This is a genomic window from Variovorax sp. GW531-E2 (genome assembly GCF_059423125.1).
In genome coordinates, this window is record NZ_JBWKXQ010000099.1 from 1 (window position 1) to 13828 (window position 13828).

Sequence of the window (13828 nt, forward strand, 5' to 3'; positions counted from 1 at the left end):
GGGCGGGCCGCCGGCAGGAAACCGGGCTTCCTGCTACGCTCCCGGACGGCCCGCCTGCCCCTGGCGGGCTTTTTTCTGCGCTGCTGGTTTCCCCATGGTTTTTCCCCTCATCACCGACCCGTCGTTCTACGCGGTCGCCGTCCCCGCCGTGCTGCTGCTCGGCATCAGCAAGAGCGGCTTCGGCGCCGGTTTCGGGTCGCTGGCCGTGCCGATGATGGCGCTGGCCGTCACCGTGCCGCAGGCGGCGGCGATCCTTATGCCGCTGCTGCTGCTCATGGACCTGCTCGGCCTGGCCGCGTTCCGGCGCGACTTCGACCGCTCGCTGCTCAAGTTTTTGATTCCGTTCGGGCTGGTCGGCACGGTGATCGGCACGCTGCTGTTTCGCGTGCTGTCGGCCCACACGGTGGCGGGCATCGTGGGCGTGTTCACGCTGGTGTTTTTGGCGCAGCGCCTGCTGTTTCCGCCCAAGCCCAACGACCCGCTGCCGTCGCGCGCGGTGGGCGCGGTGCTGACGACCGTGTCGGGCTTCACCAGCTTCATCGCGCATGCGGGCGGGCCGCCGATCAATGCCTACGTGATCCCGTTGAAGCTCAAGCCCGTGGTGTTCACGGCGACCATGGCGTACTTCTTCTTCGTGGTGAATCTCAGCAAGTGGATTCCCTACGCGTGGCTGGGCCTGCTCGACTTTCGCACGCTGGCCACCTCGCTCGTGCTGATGCCGATCGCACCGCTGGGCGTGTGGATCGGCATCCGCATTGCACGCCGCATCGATGCGACGTGGTTCTATCGCTTCGTCTACCTGGGCATGCTGCTGACAGGCCTCAAGCTCGTCTACGACGGCTTCCTGGCCTGAGCATGCTCAGAGCTCGACGATGCTCTTGAAGCCGCCGAAGATCATGCGTTTGCCGTCGAACGGCAGGTTCTTCATGTCCATCATGGCCTCCAGGCGCGGGTCGGCCATGACCTTCTTGTTGATCGTGTCGCGGTGCTTGCGCGACTTGTAGGTGATCCACGAGAAGGCCACGGTCTCGTCGGCCTTGAGCTTCACGCTTTGGGGAAACGACGTGAGCTTGCCGGGCTTCACGTCGTCGGCGATGCACTCCACGTACTCGAGCGCGCCGTACTCCATCCAGACCTTGCCGGCCTTGCGCGCCAGCTTGCGGTAGGCCTCGACGTTCTTGGTGGGAATGGCGACGATGAATCCGTCTACATAACGAGCCATGTCTGTTCTCCTGAATAGGGGATAGAAACGTTGAAACAGAAAAAGCGGGGGCTGCATGGCGCCGTCGCGTTCACGACGACGCCGTGTTGCCCGCCGCGCCCGGGGCCGACGCTGCTTCGTTGTTGTTGTGGGTGTGTCCCGGCGAGGCCGGGCGAAGCAGCAGGACCCCGATCAGACCCGCCGCCGCCGCGAACACGGCGCCGACCAGGAATGCCAGGTTGTAGCCACCGGTGAGCGCCAGCGGCATCTGCGCGCCTGCGGTGGCCATGGCCGTGGTGCGTGCCGCCGCGGCGCTGGCCAGCACGGCCAGGCCCAGGGCGCCGCCCATCATGAAGGCGGTGTTGACCACGCCCGAGGCCAGGCCCGAGTCGGCCGGGTCGACCTCGCTCATGGCCGCCAGCAGCACCGGGTTGAAGGCCATGCCCGCGCCCAGGCCGAGCAGCACCATGCCGGGCAGCACGTCGAGCACGAAGCTGCCGTTGACCGGCGCGCGCGCGAACAGCGCCAGCCCGAGGGCCGCGAGCCACAGCCCCGCCGCCAGCGGCTTGCGGATGCCGAAGCGCATCACGATCTTGGCCGACAGGCCCAGCGAGAACACCGCCATGATCACGTTGGCCGGCAGGAAGGCCAGCCCGATCTGCATCGGCGTGTACTGCAGCACCAGCTGCATGTACAGCGCCGAGATGAAGAACCACGCGAACATGGCCGCGGCCCACAGCACGCCGACCACGTTGGCCACCGACACGCTGCGCAGTTTGAACAGGCCCAGCGGCATCAGCGGATGCTGCACGCGCGCCTCGATGGCGATGAAGACGGCCAGCAGCACCACGGCCGCGCCGAGCAGGCCCATCGTCTGCGTGGAGCCCCAGCCCGCTTCGTTGCCGTTGACCACGCCGTACACCGCGAGCATCAGCGACGAGGTGACGGTGATGGCGCCGGCCACGTCGAGCTTCTCGCCGTGCGCATGGCCGCGTGCATTGGGCAGCAGCGCCACGCACAGCGCATACACCGCCACGCCGATCGGCAGGTTGACCAGGAAGATCCAGTGCCAGCTCAGCGTGCTCGTGAGCAGCCCGCCCAGCAGCACGCCGATGCTGCCGCCGCCCGCGCACACGAAGCCGTACACGCCCATCGCCTTGGCGCGGTCGGCCGGCTCGGTGAACAGGTTCATGATGAGCGAGAGCGCCACGGCCGACACCACCGCGCCGCCCAGGCCCTGCACCGCGCGCGCCGCCACCAGCAGGCCCTGCGAGGTCGAGACCCCGCAGGCCAGCGAGGCCAGCGTGAACAGCACCAGGCCCGCGAGGAACACGCGGCGGTGGCCGTACAGGTCGCCCAGCCGACCGCCCAGCAGCAGGAAGCCGCCGAAGGTCAGCATGTAGGCGTTCACCACCCAGACCAATGACGTCTCGGAAAAGCCGAGGTCGGTGCGGATCGAAGGCAACGCCACGTTCACGATCGTGGTGTCCAGCACGATCATCAGCACGCCCAGGCACAGCACCATCAGGGCGAGCCAGCGCTTTCGGTTGTCGAGGGTTTCGGTCATGGAAGGTGCTTCCTGCGAAGAAGGGAAAAGTAGAGAGAGAGGCGGCTCCGTGCTCAGACCAGCGCCTTGCCGCCGTTGATGAGCCACGGCGTGCCGAAGCGGTCGGTCACCATGCCGAAGCCTTCGACCCAGAAGGTCTTCTCGAACGGCATGCCGATCGAGCCGCCGTCGGCGAAGGCGTCGAAGATGCGCCGCGCCTCGGCCACGGTGTCGAGCGTGAGCGCCACGCCGAAGCCCTTCATGCCTTCGAAGGGCTGGCCCGGCATGGTGTCGGAGGCCATGAGGATGCCGTCGCCGTAGGTGAGCGACGCATGCATGATCCGCTTCTTGGCCTCGGCCGGCATCTGCTCGGTGTCGGGCGCTTCGCCGACGGTCATCATCATCTGCATGGTGCCGCGCAGCGTCTTCTCGTAAAAGCGCATGGCCTCGGCGGCGTTGCCGTCGAACGTGAGGTAAGCGTTGATGGGGGACATGAGAGTTCCTTGAATGATTGAGGTGAGTCGATGAGGGGACGAGGCGTCTACTTTTCGGTTGCGCTCTTCAGATTGGCCAGGCCCGCCTCGAAGTCCTTGCCGATCATCTGATCCATGTCGAAGAAGATGCCCATGAGCTTGGCCATGTAGGGGCTCGGGCCGTACATGGCCCAGGTGACCTGCGTGGCGCCGCCCTGCGGCTGCAGCGTGAACTCGGCCGTGTTGTGGCCTTCGAAGGGCTTGATGAAGTCGAGCTTGATTGCAACCTTCGACGCCGGCTGCGACTCGGTGATTTCCATCGTGCCCGCGCCCGCCTTGCTGTTGCCTTCCCAGGCGTAGGTCGCGCCCTTGCCGCTAGCGGCGCCGCCGTAGCTGCGCTTCATGGCCGGGTCGAGCTTCTCGTAGGGCGACCACGCGCCCCAGCGGTGGAAGTCGTCGATCAGCGGAAAGATTTTTTCGGCCGGTGCCTCGATGCGCGTGGTGCGCTCGACGCGAAAGCTGTCGGGCCGCGTGGCGCCGTAGATGAGCAGCGCGGCAATCAGCGCGAGGACGGCGAGGACGATGGTCTTGAGCATGATGAAAAAAAAGCGTGTGGGAAGAGTGAAGAACGAGCCCCCGCGCATCACGCGGCGGCCGGGTCCGCCACCAGCAGCCAGCCCACGCCGAAGCGGTCGCTGAGCATGCCGAAGCTGGTGGTGAAGAAGGTTGGGATCAGCGGCTGCATCACCTGGCCGCCATCGGCCAGTGCGTCGAACCACTTGCGGGCGTCGGCATCGCTGTCGGCCGACAGCGACAGCATGATTCCCTTGAACTCGGCCTGGCCGGAGCAGCGTCCGTCGGACAGCATGAGCTCGGTCTGGCCGATGCGCAAGACAGAATGCATCACTTTGTCAGGGCCGGGCATGCCGCCTGCGCAGCCGGCGTCGGGGTTGCCCTCGGGGCCGCCGGTGGCCGGCGCCTCGCTGTAGCGCATCAGCTGCACGACTTCGGCGCCGAGCGCCTTCTTGTAGAAGGCAATCGCTTCGTCGCAACGACCTTCGAAGGACAGGTAAGACTGGACTTTCATGGCGTTTCCTTTCGGTTGGTTCACGGGCACAACGGGTCTGCGCGAAAACAATGGAATTACTTTGTGTACACCGTCCACAAAGAATAGCAGAGATAATGGACAGTGTCCACATGGAGTCGCGATGAAGCTCAACAACGTTCCCGAAAGCCTGCCGCCCGCGCGCAGCACCTACCGCCACGGCGACCTGCGCCGTGCGTTGCTGGATGCGGGCATCGAACTGGCGCGGGACGGTGGCCCCAGTGCCGTGGTGCTGCGCGAGGCCACGCGCCGCGTGGGCGTGGTGCCGAACGCGGCGTATCGCCACTTCGCCAGCCGGCACGACCTGCTGCTGGCGGTGCGTGCCGCGGCGTTGTCGGAGGCGGCCAAGGCGATGGAAAGCGAACTCGCCGTGCTGCCCTGTGACCAGCCGCCCGCCGACTTCGCGCGCGCCCAGGTGCGCGCCATCGGCACCGCTTATCTGCGCTTTGCGCAGGCGCAGCCGGGGCTGTTCCGCACGGCCTTCGTGGTGTCGGAAGACGCGCAGGGCGACGTCGGTCCCGACGGCGCGGGCGCCAGCGGCATGAACCCGTTCGAGTTGCTGGGCGCGGCCGTCGACCGGCTCGTGGACGCGGGCCTGCTCGACCCGGCGCGGCGCCCGGGCGCCGAATACCTCGCGTGGTCGGCGGTGCACGGGCTGGCGTTGCTCATCATCGACGGCCCGCTGCGCGGGGTCGACGCAACGGCCACGCACGCGCTGGGGCAGCGCCTCATCGACATGGTGGAACGCGGCCTGTAGCCGCAGCGTCGCCGCGCTCCGGTCTCAGAGATAGATCTTCTGCAGCAGCTTGATGAGCGTCTCGCGCTCGCGCGTGCTCAGGCGGCTGCTGGCTTCGGTTTCCAGTTGCACCACGGCCTGCTCGGCCTCGCGGATGAGCGTCTCGCCGGCCGGCGTGAGGTGCAGGCCGACGGCGCGGCCGTCGTGCGGATGCGGGCGGCGTTCGATGAGGCCGCGGCCGTCGAGCGTGGCCACCAGGCTCACGAGGTTGGGCGGCAGGATGTCCAGCGTGTTGCACAGCTGCCGCGAGGTGGCGCCCGGGTTGTGCGCCAGCAGCGAGAGCACCGAGAAGTCGATCTGCTTGAGGCCGTAGGGCGCCATGCGGTCGGCGAACACGGTGCTCACGATCAGCCAGGCGCGCCGGGCGTTGTAGCCGACCAGCCCTTCGAGCACGCGGGCGTCGAGCCGGTCCGTGCGGGGCGACGGCGCAGCGGCGGATTCGGTTTTGGCGGACGGTGTTTTCGCGGGAGGAGGCATGCGGCGAGCGTAACCGCGCGTTGCTTTCTCGAACAACTAGCGCGAAGCCTCTTGTGCGGAATGCGCCAGTGCGACACCCTCACAAGCCCGCTTGACGATGCCCAGGCGCATCTCGAACTCGGGCAGCACCCAGCGCCGGAAGGCCGCCGCGGCGCGAAGGCGATCCGCATCGTCGGGCGCGGCCACTTCGATGCGGGCCCAGGCCCACGCCATCAGCGTGAGCGCGGTCACGCGCAGGAAGTCGTCCGCCACCTCGTAAGGCAGCACGGGGTTGGCGTGCGCCGCCATCGCCACCGTGGTGCCCAGGTAACGCAGCTGCGCGAGCCGGCGCTGCACGTCGGCATCGGCCTCGCGCGAGGCGTCGAGCGTGTCGCGCAACTCGAGCAGCACGGCCGACAGCGCCGCGCCGCTGTCGGGCAGCACCTTGCGCACCAGCAGGTCGATGGCCTGGATCTCGTTGGTGCCCTCGTAGATCATGGTCACGCGCGCGTCGCGCACCACCTGCTCGACGCCCCATTCGCGCACGTAGCCGTGGCCGCCGAACACCTGCAGGCAGTCGCTCGCGCCGTGGAAGGCCTGGTGCGTGCAGGCAGCCTTGAGCACCGGCGTGACCAGCGAGCACCAGCGCTGCGCGCGCTCGCGGGCCTTGGGGTCGCTGTCGTGCGTGGCGATGTCGAGCATCAGCGCGCTGCGGTAGGCCAGCGCGCGCGAGCCCTCGATCCAGGCGCGCTGGGTGTTGAGGATGCGGCGCACGGCCGGGTGCTCGGCGATCAGGTCGGCCGCCTCGCTGCCGCGGCTGGCGGGCACGGCGCCGGGTACGCGCATCTGGCGGCGCTCGGCGGCGTAGGCGTCGGCCTTCTGCCAGGCGGCGTCGAGCAGGCCGATGCCCTGCAGCGCCACGTGCAGGCGGGCCGCATTCATCATCACGAACATCGCGGCCAGCCCGCGACCGGGTTCGCCGACCAGCCAGCCGGTGGCGTCGTCAAAGCGCATGGTGCAGGTCGGGCTGCCGTGCAGGCCCATCTTTTCTTCGATCCGCTCGCAGTGCACCGCGTTGCGTGCGCCGTCGGGCAGCACCTTGGGCACGAGCGCCAATGACAGGCCCTTGGGCCCGGCCGGTGCATCGGGCAGGCGGCACAGCACGAGGTGCACGATGTTCGGCGTGAGGTCGTGCTCGCCGCCCGAAATGAAGATCTTGCTGCCGTTCACGCGCACGCTGCCGTCGGCCTGCGCCGTGGCGCGCGTGCGCACCTGGTCGAGGTCGCTGCCGGCATGCGCTTCGGTGAGGCACATGGTCGCGAGCCATTCGCCGGTCGCGATCTTCTGCAGATAGCGGCTCTTCAGTTCGTCGCTGCCGTGGTGCTTGAGGCAGGCGTACGCGCCGTGCAGCAGCCCCGGCGCCATGGTGAAGCCGTGGTTCGCGGCGCTGAGCCATTCGTAGAGGATGGCCTCGAGCACCGCGGGCAAGCCCTGGCCGCCGTCTTCGGTGGCGGCGGAGAGCGCAGGCCAGCCGCCGTCCACGAAGGCCTGGTAGGCCGAGCGAAAGCCCGGTGGCGTGACGACCTCGCCGCCATCGAAGCGGCAACCCACCTCGTCGCCCTCACGGTTCAGCGGCGCGATCACCTCGCCGACGAAGCGTGCGGCTTCTTCGAGCACCTGCGACTGCAGCGGCTCGTCGACCTCCGCGAAGGGCGCGAGGGCACGCAGGCGCGTGGGCGCATCGAGCACCGCGTTCAACAGGAAGCGGACGTCTTCGGGGCGAGGCTGGTAATGCATGGGGTTCAGGACTCGGCGGTGAAGCCGATCTTCTTGACCAGCGGACCCCAGCGTTCGTACTCGGACTGCAGCGACTTCTTCATCTCCTCGGGCGAGGAACCGTGCGCGATCAGGCCCACCGACAGCAGGCCGTCGGCCACGGCCTTGTCCTTCAGCGCGGCCTGGATCGCGGTGCTCGCGACGGCGATGGTCGCTGTCGGCGTCTTCGCCGGTGCGAAGAAGCCGAACCACTCGTCGGCCACGATCTCGGGGAAGCCCTGCTCGGTGAAGGTGGGCACGTCGGGCAGGTAGGCCGGGCGCTGCGCGCCCGAGGTGGCGAGCACGCGCAGCTTGCCGGCCTTGGCGAACGGCAGGCAGTCGCCAGCGGGCGTCAGGCACGAGGCGATCTGGCCGCCCACCACGTCGTTGATGCCGGGCAGCGAGCCGCGGTAGGGCACGTGGCGCAGGTCGGTGCCGGTGCTCAGGCCCAGCAGCGCGCCCAGGAAGTGCGGCGTGGAGCCCGCGCCCGGCGAGCCGTAGCTGGCCTGGCCGGGGTTGGCCTTGGCCCAGGCGATGTAGTCCTTCAGCGTCTTCACGCTGGCCGGCACCATCGGGCCGACGGCCAGGCCGTGCGTCATGACGGCGCCGATGGAGATGGGCGCGAAGTCTGGGATGGCGTAGCTGAGCTTGGTGTAGATGTGCGGGTAGATCGACAGCGCCGAGGCCTGCGCGAGGCACAGCACCGCGCCGTCGGCCGGCGAGGTCTTGAGCGTGTCGAGCGCGATGCGCCCGCCCGCGCCGGGCTTGTTCTCGACCACCGGGTTGGTGGCGGTGAAGGGCGTGTTGCCCAGCTTGTCCGCCACGCGGCGGGCCACGCTGTCGCCCGCGCTGCCGGCCGGGAAGCCGTAGTAGATCTTCACCTGCTGCTGCACCGCCTGGGCGAGTGCGGCAAGGGGATGCAATGCGGCGAGCGCGGCGGTGCCGCCGAGCGCCGCCGTGAATTGGCGTCGGGTGGTCATGGTCTTGTCTCCTGGTTGTCTGCGGGGGCGGGAATCAGCGCGGCGCCATGCGCAAGGCGCCGTCGAGGCGAATCACTTCGCCATTGAGGTGGCCGTTGGTGACGATGTGGCAGGCCAGCTCGGCGAACTCCGACGGCTTGCCCAGGCGCGGCGGGAACGGGATCGACGCGGCCAGCGAGTGCTGCACGGCCTCGGGCAGCTCCAGCAGCAGCGGCGTGGCGAAGAGGCCCGGCGCCACGGTGCACACGCGGATGGCGTGCTGCGCGAGGTCGCGCGCCATCGGCAGGGTCATGCCGACGAGGCCGCCCTTCGACGCGCTGTAGGCCTGCTGGCCCACCTGGCCGTCGAAGGCCGCGACCGAGGCGGTGAAGAGCATCACGCCCTTTTCGCCGTTGTCGAGTGCGTCGAGCTTCGCGCAGCGCGCTGCGAAGAGGCGCGCCATGTTGTAGCCGCCGATCAGGTTGATGTTGACCACGCGCACGAAGTCCTCGAGCGGCGCCGGGTTGCCGTCCTTGCCGACGATGCGCTTGGCACTGCCGATGCCGGCGACGTTCATCAAGATGCGTGCGGGACCGTGTGCGGCCTGTGCCTTGTCGAGCGCGGCGTTCACGCTGTCGGTGTCGGTGATGTCGCAAACGCAGGCAACGCCGCCGATCTCGGCGGCCACTTTCTCTGCGAGCGCGGCGTTGCGGTCGAGTACCGCGACCTTGGCGCCCAGGCGTGCGAGTTCGCGCGCGGTGGCCTCGCCGAGGCCCGAGGCGCCGCCGGTGACGAGTGCGGCTTGTCCTTCGATCTTCATGGGTTGTCTCCTGAATGGGTTAGCGGGGCTTGAGCGTGAAAGGCAGCGTGTCGGCGTGCAGCGCGTCGGCCAGTGCGGCGCGGTGCTTGAGCACGGCGCGCTGGTTGATGGAGCCCTTGTCGGTCACTTCGCCCTTGTCGATCGACGGCGGCTCGGCCATCAGGTGCAGCCGCGCGATGCGGTTGGCGCTGCCGGTGGCGCCGGCCGCGAGCGTGTCCACCACCTGCTGGAAGTGCACCTGCACGGGTGCGCTTTCGAGCACCTGCTGCAGCGGGGCGTCGGCGGGCAAATCGCAGAGCTGGCGCACCTTCTGCGTCGGGAAGATCAGCGCGCCGACTTCCTTCAGGTTGATGCCCGTGAGCACCGCGTCCTGCACATAGGGCGAGCCGGCCGCGATGATCTTCGCGCGCAGCGGGCCCACGCTCACGAAGGTGCCGGTGGCGAGCTTGAAGTCTTCGGCGATGCGGCCGTCGAAGCGCAGGCCGCGGTGGATGTCGCGGTCGTCGATCCACTTCACCGCGTCGCCGGTGGAGAAGAAGCCTTCGTCGTCGAAGGCCTCGGCGGTGGCCTCGGGCGCACGCCAGTAGCCGGGCGTGATGTTGGGGCCGCGGTAGCGCACCTCGGTCTTGCCGTCGACCTCGATCAGCTTGAGCTCGATGCCGGCGGCCGGCAGGCCCACGTCGCCCGACTTCACGTCGGGGCCGGTCACGTACAGCGCGAAGGGACCCGACTCGGTCATGCCCAGGCCGGTGCCCATCACGATGCGCTCGCCGACTTCCGACTCCTGCGTGCGGTGCAGGCTGTCCCACACGGGCTGCGCAAGCGCCGCGCCCGAGTAGAAGAACATCTTCACGCGCGACAGCAGGTTGCGGCGCAGCACGGCGTCGCTTTCCATCGCGTTGGCGATGGCCTCGAAGCCGGTGGGCACGTTGAAGTAGATGGTGGGCGCGATCTCGCGCAGGTTGCGCAGCGTCTCGGCCATGCCGGCGGGCGTGGGCTTGCCGTCGTCGATGAACAGCGTGCCGCCGTTGTCCAGCACGATGCCCACGTTGTGGTTGCCGCCGAAGGTGTGGTTCCAGGGCAGCCAGTCGACCAGCACGGGCGGCTCGTCGCCCAGGGCGGGAATCGACTGGCGCAGCTGCTGCTGGTTGGCGCACCACATGCGGTGCGTGTTGATCACCGCCTTGGGCATCTTGGTCGAGCCCGAGGTGAAGAGGAACTTGGTGATGGTGTCGGGGCCGGTGGCCTGCATCGCCGCATCGATGGCGGGCGTGGCCGGCGTGGCGGCGAGCACGTCGAAGCGCGTGGTGGCGCGGCCTTCGAGCGTGCCTTCGGCGAGCACGACCTCGGTGCCGGCGGGCACGGTGGCCGCGATGGCCTTGGCGAAGCGCGCGGCGTCGGCCGCGAACACCAGGCCGGGCGTGAGCGTGTCGATGACGTGGCGCAGCTTGTCGTAGTCCTGGCTCACGATCGCATAGGGCGGCGACACGGGGCAGTAGGGCACGCCGGCGTAAAGGCAGCCCAGCGCGAGCAGCGCATGCTCGATGCCGTTCTCGCTCAGGATCACGACCGGGCGCTCGGCGTTCAGGCCGCGATCGAGCAGGGCTTGTCCGATACCGCGCGCTTCTTCCAGCGCCTGCGCGTAGCTCACGCGCAGCCAGTCGCCGGTGCGGCCGTCGGGCAGGCGCTCACGGCGCGCGATGAAGGTGCGATCGGGTGCCACCTGCGCCCAGTGCGCGAGCCGGTCGGTCATGCGCTCGCGGTAGGCCTGCAGCGGCGTCTCGGCCGTGAGGTAGCGCGTGCCCGGCGCGCCGTCGCGCAGCACCGCGCGCGTCACGCCGAAGGCCAGCGGGCGGTAGCGGACGGCGGTCATCCCTTGCTCACTTTCGCGCCGCGGCCTTCGAGGAAGTCGCGCACGCGTGCCTTGGCTTCGGGCGCGGCCTGGACGATGCCCGACATCAACGCCTCGGTGAAGAAGCCGTGGTCGGCCGACTGCTCGGAGATGCGCGGCAGGGCGTGCATCAGCGCGTAGTTGGTGAGCGGCGCGTTGGTGGCGATGCGCTTGGCGAGCTCCAGGGCCTTGTCGAAGGCGGTGCCTTCGTCGACCAGGTACTGCGCGAAGTTGGCGCGCTCGCCGTCTTCGGCGTTGTAGACGCGGCCGGTCATCATCATGTCGGTCATGCGGGCCACGCCGATCAGCTTGGGGATGCGCACCGAGCCGCCGCCGCCCACGAAGATGCCGCGCGAGCCTTCGGGCAGCGCGTAGAAGGTGGAGCGGTCGGCCACGCGGATGTGGCAGGCGCTGGCCAGCTCGAGCCCGCCGCCGACCACCGCGCCGTGCAGCGCGGCCACCACCGGCACCGGGCCGTGCTGGATCAGGTCGAGCGCGCTGTGCCACAGGCGCGAGTGCTGCATGCCCTGGCCGGCGTCGCGCTCCTTGAGCTCGCTCAGGTCCAGGCCGGCGCAGAAATGCGGGCCCTCGCCGTCGAGCACGGCGGCGCGCACGGTGGCGGGCAGGGTCTCGAAGGTGTCGCGCAGCGCGAGGATCAGGCCGTCGGACAGTGCGTTGCGCTTGGCGCCGCGCGTGAGACGAACGATGGCGACGTCGTCGCGGATGTCGAGGTGGAGGTCTGGATTGGTCATGATGGTGTGCGGGGTTGCGTTGGATTATGGTTATGAGAAATAATCAATTCAAGGCATTGGAGCCTCCCGAAACCTAGGGACTTACCCGAACCGGAGACAACGACATGGACCCACGGAACCTGATCGCGATCGACATCCACACCCACGCCGAAGTGAGCTGCTGGAACCCTTTCGACAACTACGGCGAGGAATACGACCGCGCGGCCGACAAGTTCTTCGGCTCGAACCGCCGCCCCACCATCGCCGAGAGCGTGGCGTACTACCGTGAAAGGAAGATCGGGCTGGTGATGTTCATGGTCGACGCCGAGTCGAACATGGGCCGCCGCCGCATCCCGAACGAAGAGATCGCCGAGGCCGCGCAGCAGAACAGCGACATCATGATTGCCTTCGGCAGCGTCGATCCGCACAAGGGAAAGATGGGCGCGCGCGAGGCGCGCCGGCTCATCGAGGAGCACGGCGTGAAGGGCTTCAAGTTCCATCCGACCGTGCAGGGCTATCACCCCTACGACCGCATGGCCTGGCCGATCTACGAGGTGATCGCCGAGTACAAGCTGCCGGCCATCTTCCACACCGGCCACAGCGGCATCGGCTCGGGCATGCGCTGCGGCGGCGGCCTGCGGCTGGAGTACAGCAACCCGATGCACCTGGACGACGTGGCCATCGACTTCCCCGACATGCAGATCGTCATGGCCCACCCCAGCTTCCCCTGGCAGGACGAGGCGCTGAGCGTGGCCACGCACAAACCCAACGTGTGGATCGACCTGTCGGGCTGGAGCCCCAAGTACTTTCCGAAGCAGCTGGTGCAGTACGCCAACACGCTGCTCAAGGACCGCGTGCTGTTCGGCAGCGACTACCCGCTGATCACGCCCGACCGCTGGATGAAGGACTTCGAGGCCGCCGGCTTCAAGCCCGAGGTGATGCCCGGCATCCTCAAGGACAACGCGGTGCGCCTGCTGGGGCTCGGAACCCCGGCGGCCTGAGGCTCAGGCGGCGCGCGGTGCCGCCTCGTTCCAGTGCGGCTCCCACAGCGCCGCGCCGCGTTCGAACACGGCGGCCAGTTCCTTCTTGCGGCGCTGCGCCACCGCGGTGATCAAGGCATTGCAGACCGACAGCGCCGCCGTGTACGAATCGAAGGGCGAGGCGCTGGAGGTGCGCACCAGCAGCAGGTGATCGGCCGAGGCCGCCGCGGGCGCCGTGGGGCTGTCGGTGACCATGACGACCTTCGCGCCCTTCTCGCGGAAGTAGGCCGCCGTGCGCGCGATCGCGAGCGAGTGGCGGCGGAAGGTGAGCGTGAGAAGCAGGTCGTTGTCGTCGATGCGCAGCAGCTGGTCTTCGAGCGGCAGCGCGCCCGCGCCGCCCAGCAGCCGCACGTCGGGCAGGCACAGGTTCAGGTTCAGCGCGAGGTGGCTGGCCAGCGGCAGGCCGTTGCGCTGGCCGAGCACGTGCACGCGCACCTTGCGCTGCGTGAGCAGCTTCACCGCCGCCTCGAACGCGCCCACGTCGAGCGCCGCGAAGGTGGCGGCCAGGTTGTGCTGGTCGTGCAGCAGCGCGTTGTCCAGGCAGCTGCGCACGGAGGTGTCGTCGCCGATGACCGCGTCGGCGCGCGTGGCGGGCGAGGCCAGCAGGGCGGTGACTTCGGCGCGCGCCTCCATCTGCGCCTGGGCGTAGCTCTCGTAGCCCAGCTTGGCGAGCAGCCGCACCACGGTCGAGGCGCTGGTGCCCACCTTTCTTGCAAGGCTCGTTGCAGATTCGAGCAGCCCCTGCGGGTGGTGCGCCTGCAACTCCTCGATGAGGCGTCGCTCGCTCTTGGTGAGCTTCTTGCCATAGCCCGAGATGCGCTGGTTCAGGCTGGGGGCGGCGGGGGTGTCTGCGTGCGGCATCGGAGAAACCTCATGTTTGCAACGAGTATTGCAAAAATAGGGCCTCCTTGCAAAAATGAATGCACAAATCCGGGCTGAGCCTTTGCCCGCCCGCCTTCCCCTGCAGAAAGACCTTGCCATGCGTTCCACCACCC

15 protein-coding genes are annotated in these 13828 nt (G+C 68.7%); 3 read left to right on the forward strand and 12 right to left on the reverse strand.

The window, feature by feature from the left end; translation table 11 throughout:
- The first annotated feature begins 94 nt into the window (after window positions 1-94).
- Window positions 95-853 carry a sulfite exporter TauE/SafE family protein gene (locus AC07XP_RS31255; protein ID WP_062479543.1) on the forward strand — a complete coding sequence of 253 codons (759 nt, stop codon included), beginning with the start codon at window positions 95-97 and terminating at the stop codon, window positions 851-853.
- A 6-nt stretch (window positions 854-859) separates the two neighbouring features.
- Here AC07XP_RS31255 and AC07XP_RS31260 read toward each other — a convergent pair whose 3' ends face one another.
- The 5 genes from AC07XP_RS31260 to AC07XP_RS31280 all read right to left on the reverse strand — a co-directional run bounded on the left by AC07XP_RS31260 (window position 860) and on the right by AC07XP_RS31280 (window position 4307).
- On the reverse strand, window positions 860-1222 hold the full coding sequence (locus AC07XP_RS31260) for a DUF1428 domain-containing protein (RefSeq protein ID WP_062479540.1): 363 nt from the start codon (window positions 1220-1222) through the stop codon (window positions 860-862).
- 70 nt (window positions 1223-1292) lie between these two features.
- Window positions 1293-2768, reverse strand: a complete 1476-nt coding sequence (locus AC07XP_RS31265; RefSeq protein WP_495266850.1) for a DHA2 family efflux MFS transporter permease subunit — start codon at window positions 2766-2768, stop codon at window positions 1293-1295.
- A 53-nt stretch (window positions 2769-2821) separates the two neighbouring features.
- The gene (locus AC07XP_RS31270) at window positions 2822-3241 is read right to left on the reverse strand and encodes a VOC family protein (protein WP_062479535.1); all 420 of its coding nucleotides are present in this window, start codon (window positions 3239-3241) and stop codon (window positions 2822-2824) included.
- A gap of 47 nt (window positions 3242-3288) precedes the next feature.
- The gene (locus tag AC07XP_RS31275) at window positions 3289-3816 is read right to left on the reverse strand and encodes an SRPBCC family protein (protein WP_495266851.1); all 528 of its coding nucleotides are present in this window, start codon (window positions 3814-3816) and stop codon (window positions 3289-3291) included.
- Window positions 3817-3863: 47 nt separating this feature from the next.
- Window positions 3864-4307, reverse strand: a complete 444-nt coding sequence (locus tag AC07XP_RS31280) for a VOC family protein (RefSeq protein ID WP_139699950.1) — start codon at window positions 4305-4307, stop codon at window positions 3864-3866.
- 121 nt (window positions 4308-4428) lie between these two features.
- On the opposite strand from AC07XP_RS31280, the gene AC07XP_RS31285 reads away from it, so the two are divergent.
- On the forward strand, window positions 4429-5082 hold the full coding sequence (locus AC07XP_RS31285; RefSeq protein WP_070061950.1) for a TetR/AcrR family transcriptional regulator: 654 nt from the start codon (window positions 4429-4431) through the stop codon (window positions 5080-5082).
- 24 nt (window positions 5083-5106) lie between these two features.
- Here AC07XP_RS31285 and AC07XP_RS31290 read toward each other — a convergent pair whose 3' ends face one another.
- Genes AC07XP_RS31290 through AC07XP_RS31315 form a run of 6 tightly spaced genes read right to left on the reverse strand, consistent with a single transcriptional unit; the run spans window position 5107 to window position 11814 of the window.
- Window positions 5107-5598 (reverse strand): MarR family winged helix-turn-helix transcriptional regulator, encoded by a 492-nt coding sequence (locus tag AC07XP_RS31290; RefSeq protein ID WP_062479522.1) that lies wholly within the window; start codon window positions 5596-5598, stop codon window positions 5107-5109.
- Window positions 5599-5634: 36 nt separating this feature from the next.
- Window positions 5635-7374: an acyl-CoA dehydrogenase family protein gene (locus AC07XP_RS31295; RefSeq protein ID WP_495266852.1), complete on the reverse strand. Its 1740-nt coding sequence runs from the start codon at window positions 7372-7374 to the stop codon at window positions 5635-5637.
- A 5-nt stretch (window positions 7375-7379) separates the two neighbouring features.
- Window positions 7380-8372 carry a Bug family tripartite tricarboxylate transporter substrate binding protein gene (locus tag AC07XP_RS31300; protein ID WP_495266853.1) on the reverse strand — a complete coding sequence of 331 codons (993 nt, stop codon included), beginning with the start codon at window positions 8370-8372 and terminating at the stop codon, window positions 7380-7382.
- Between the two features lie 34 nt (window positions 8373-8406).
- Window positions 8407-9171, reverse strand: a complete 765-nt coding sequence (locus tag AC07XP_RS31305) for an SDR family NAD(P)-dependent oxidoreductase (protein WP_495266854.1) — start codon at window positions 9169-9171, stop codon at window positions 8407-8409.
- Between the two features lie 19 nt (window positions 9172-9190).
- Window positions 9191-11044, reverse strand: a complete 1854-nt coding sequence (locus AC07XP_RS31310; RefSeq protein WP_495266855.1) for a feruloyl-CoA synthase — start codon at window positions 11042-11044, stop codon at window positions 9191-9193.
- Entirely contained in the window at window positions 11041-11814 is a 774-nt protein-coding gene (locus AC07XP_RS31315) for a crotonase/enoyl-CoA hydratase family protein (protein ID WP_062479508.1), read from the reverse strand. The genes AC07XP_RS31310 and AC07XP_RS31315 overlap by 4 nt, the downstream gene beginning before the upstream one ends.
- A 104-nt stretch (window positions 11815-11918) precedes the next feature.
- On the opposite strand from AC07XP_RS31315, the gene AC07XP_RS31320 reads away from it, so the two are divergent.
- A complete protein-coding gene (locus AC07XP_RS31320; protein WP_062479505.1) occupies window positions 11919-12794 on the forward strand; it encodes an amidohydrolase family protein in 876 nt (291 codons plus the stop codon).
- Window positions 12795-12797: 3 nt separating this feature from the next.
- On the opposite strand, the gene AC07XP_RS31325 is transcribed toward AC07XP_RS31320, so the two are convergent.
- Window positions 12798-13694, reverse strand: a complete 897-nt coding sequence (locus tag AC07XP_RS31325; RefSeq protein WP_159275422.1) for a MurR/RpiR family transcriptional regulator — start codon at window positions 13692-13694, stop codon at window positions 12798-12800.
- Window positions 13695-13828: the final 134 nt, after the last annotated feature.

Excerpts from the sequence above, each read along its gene's own strand:
- AC07XP_RS31255 (WP_062479543.1), top strand. The coding sequence starts at position 95 with ATGGTTTTTCCCCTCATCACCGACCCGTCGTTCTACGCGGTCGCCGTC.
- AC07XP_RS31260 (WP_062479540.1), bottom strand. The coding sequence starts at position 1,222 with ATGGCTCGTTATGTAGACGGATTCATCGTCGCCATTCCCACCAAGAAC.
- AC07XP_RS31265 (WP_495266850.1), bottom strand. The coding sequence starts at position 2,768 with ATGACCGAAACCCTCGACAACCGAAAGCGCTGGCTCGCCCTGATGGTG.
- AC07XP_RS31270 (WP_062479535.1), bottom strand. The coding sequence starts at position 3,241 with ATGTCCCCCATCAACGCTTACCTCACGTTCGACGGCAACGCCGCCGAG.
- AC07XP_RS31275 (WP_495266851.1), bottom strand. The coding sequence starts at position 3,816 with ATGCTCAAGACCATCGTCCTCGCCGTCCTCGCGCTGATTGCCGCGCTG.
- AC07XP_RS31280 (WP_139699950.1), bottom strand. The coding sequence starts at position 4,307 with ATGAAAGTCCAGTCTTACCTGTCCTTCGAAGGTCGTTGCGACGAAGCG.
- AC07XP_RS31285 (WP_070061950.1), top strand. The coding sequence starts at position 4,429 with ATGAAGCTCAACAACGTTCCCGAAAGCCTGCCGCCCGCGCGCAGCACC.
- AC07XP_RS31290 (WP_062479522.1), bottom strand. The coding sequence starts at position 5,598 with ATGCCTCCTCCCGCGAAAACACCGTCCGCCAAAACCGAATCCGCCGCT.
- AC07XP_RS31295 (WP_495266852.1), bottom strand. The coding sequence starts at position 7,374 with ATGCATTACCAGCCTCGCCCCGAAGACGTCCGCTTCCTGTTGAACGCG.
- AC07XP_RS31300 (WP_495266853.1), bottom strand. The coding sequence starts at position 8,372 with ATGACCACCCGACGCCAATTCACGGCGGCGCTCGGCGGCACCGCCGCG.
- AC07XP_RS31305 (WP_495266854.1), bottom strand. The coding sequence starts at position 9,171 with ATGAAGATCGAAGGACAAGCCGCACTCGTCACCGGCGGCGCCTCGGGC.
- AC07XP_RS31310 (WP_495266855.1), bottom strand. The coding sequence starts at position 11,044 with ATGACCGCCGTCCGCTACCGCCCGCTGGCCTTCGGCGTGACGCGCGCG.
- AC07XP_RS31315 (WP_062479508.1), bottom strand. The coding sequence starts at position 11,814 with ATGACCAATCCAGACCTCCACCTCGACATCCGCGACGACGTCGCCATC.
- AC07XP_RS31320 (WP_062479505.1), top strand. The coding sequence starts at position 11,919 with ATGGACCCACGGAACCTGATCGCGATCGACATCCACACCCACGCCGAA.
- AC07XP_RS31325 (WP_159275422.1), bottom strand. The coding sequence starts at position 13,694 with ATGCCGCACGCAGACACCCCCGCCGCCCCCAGCCTGAACCAGCGCATC.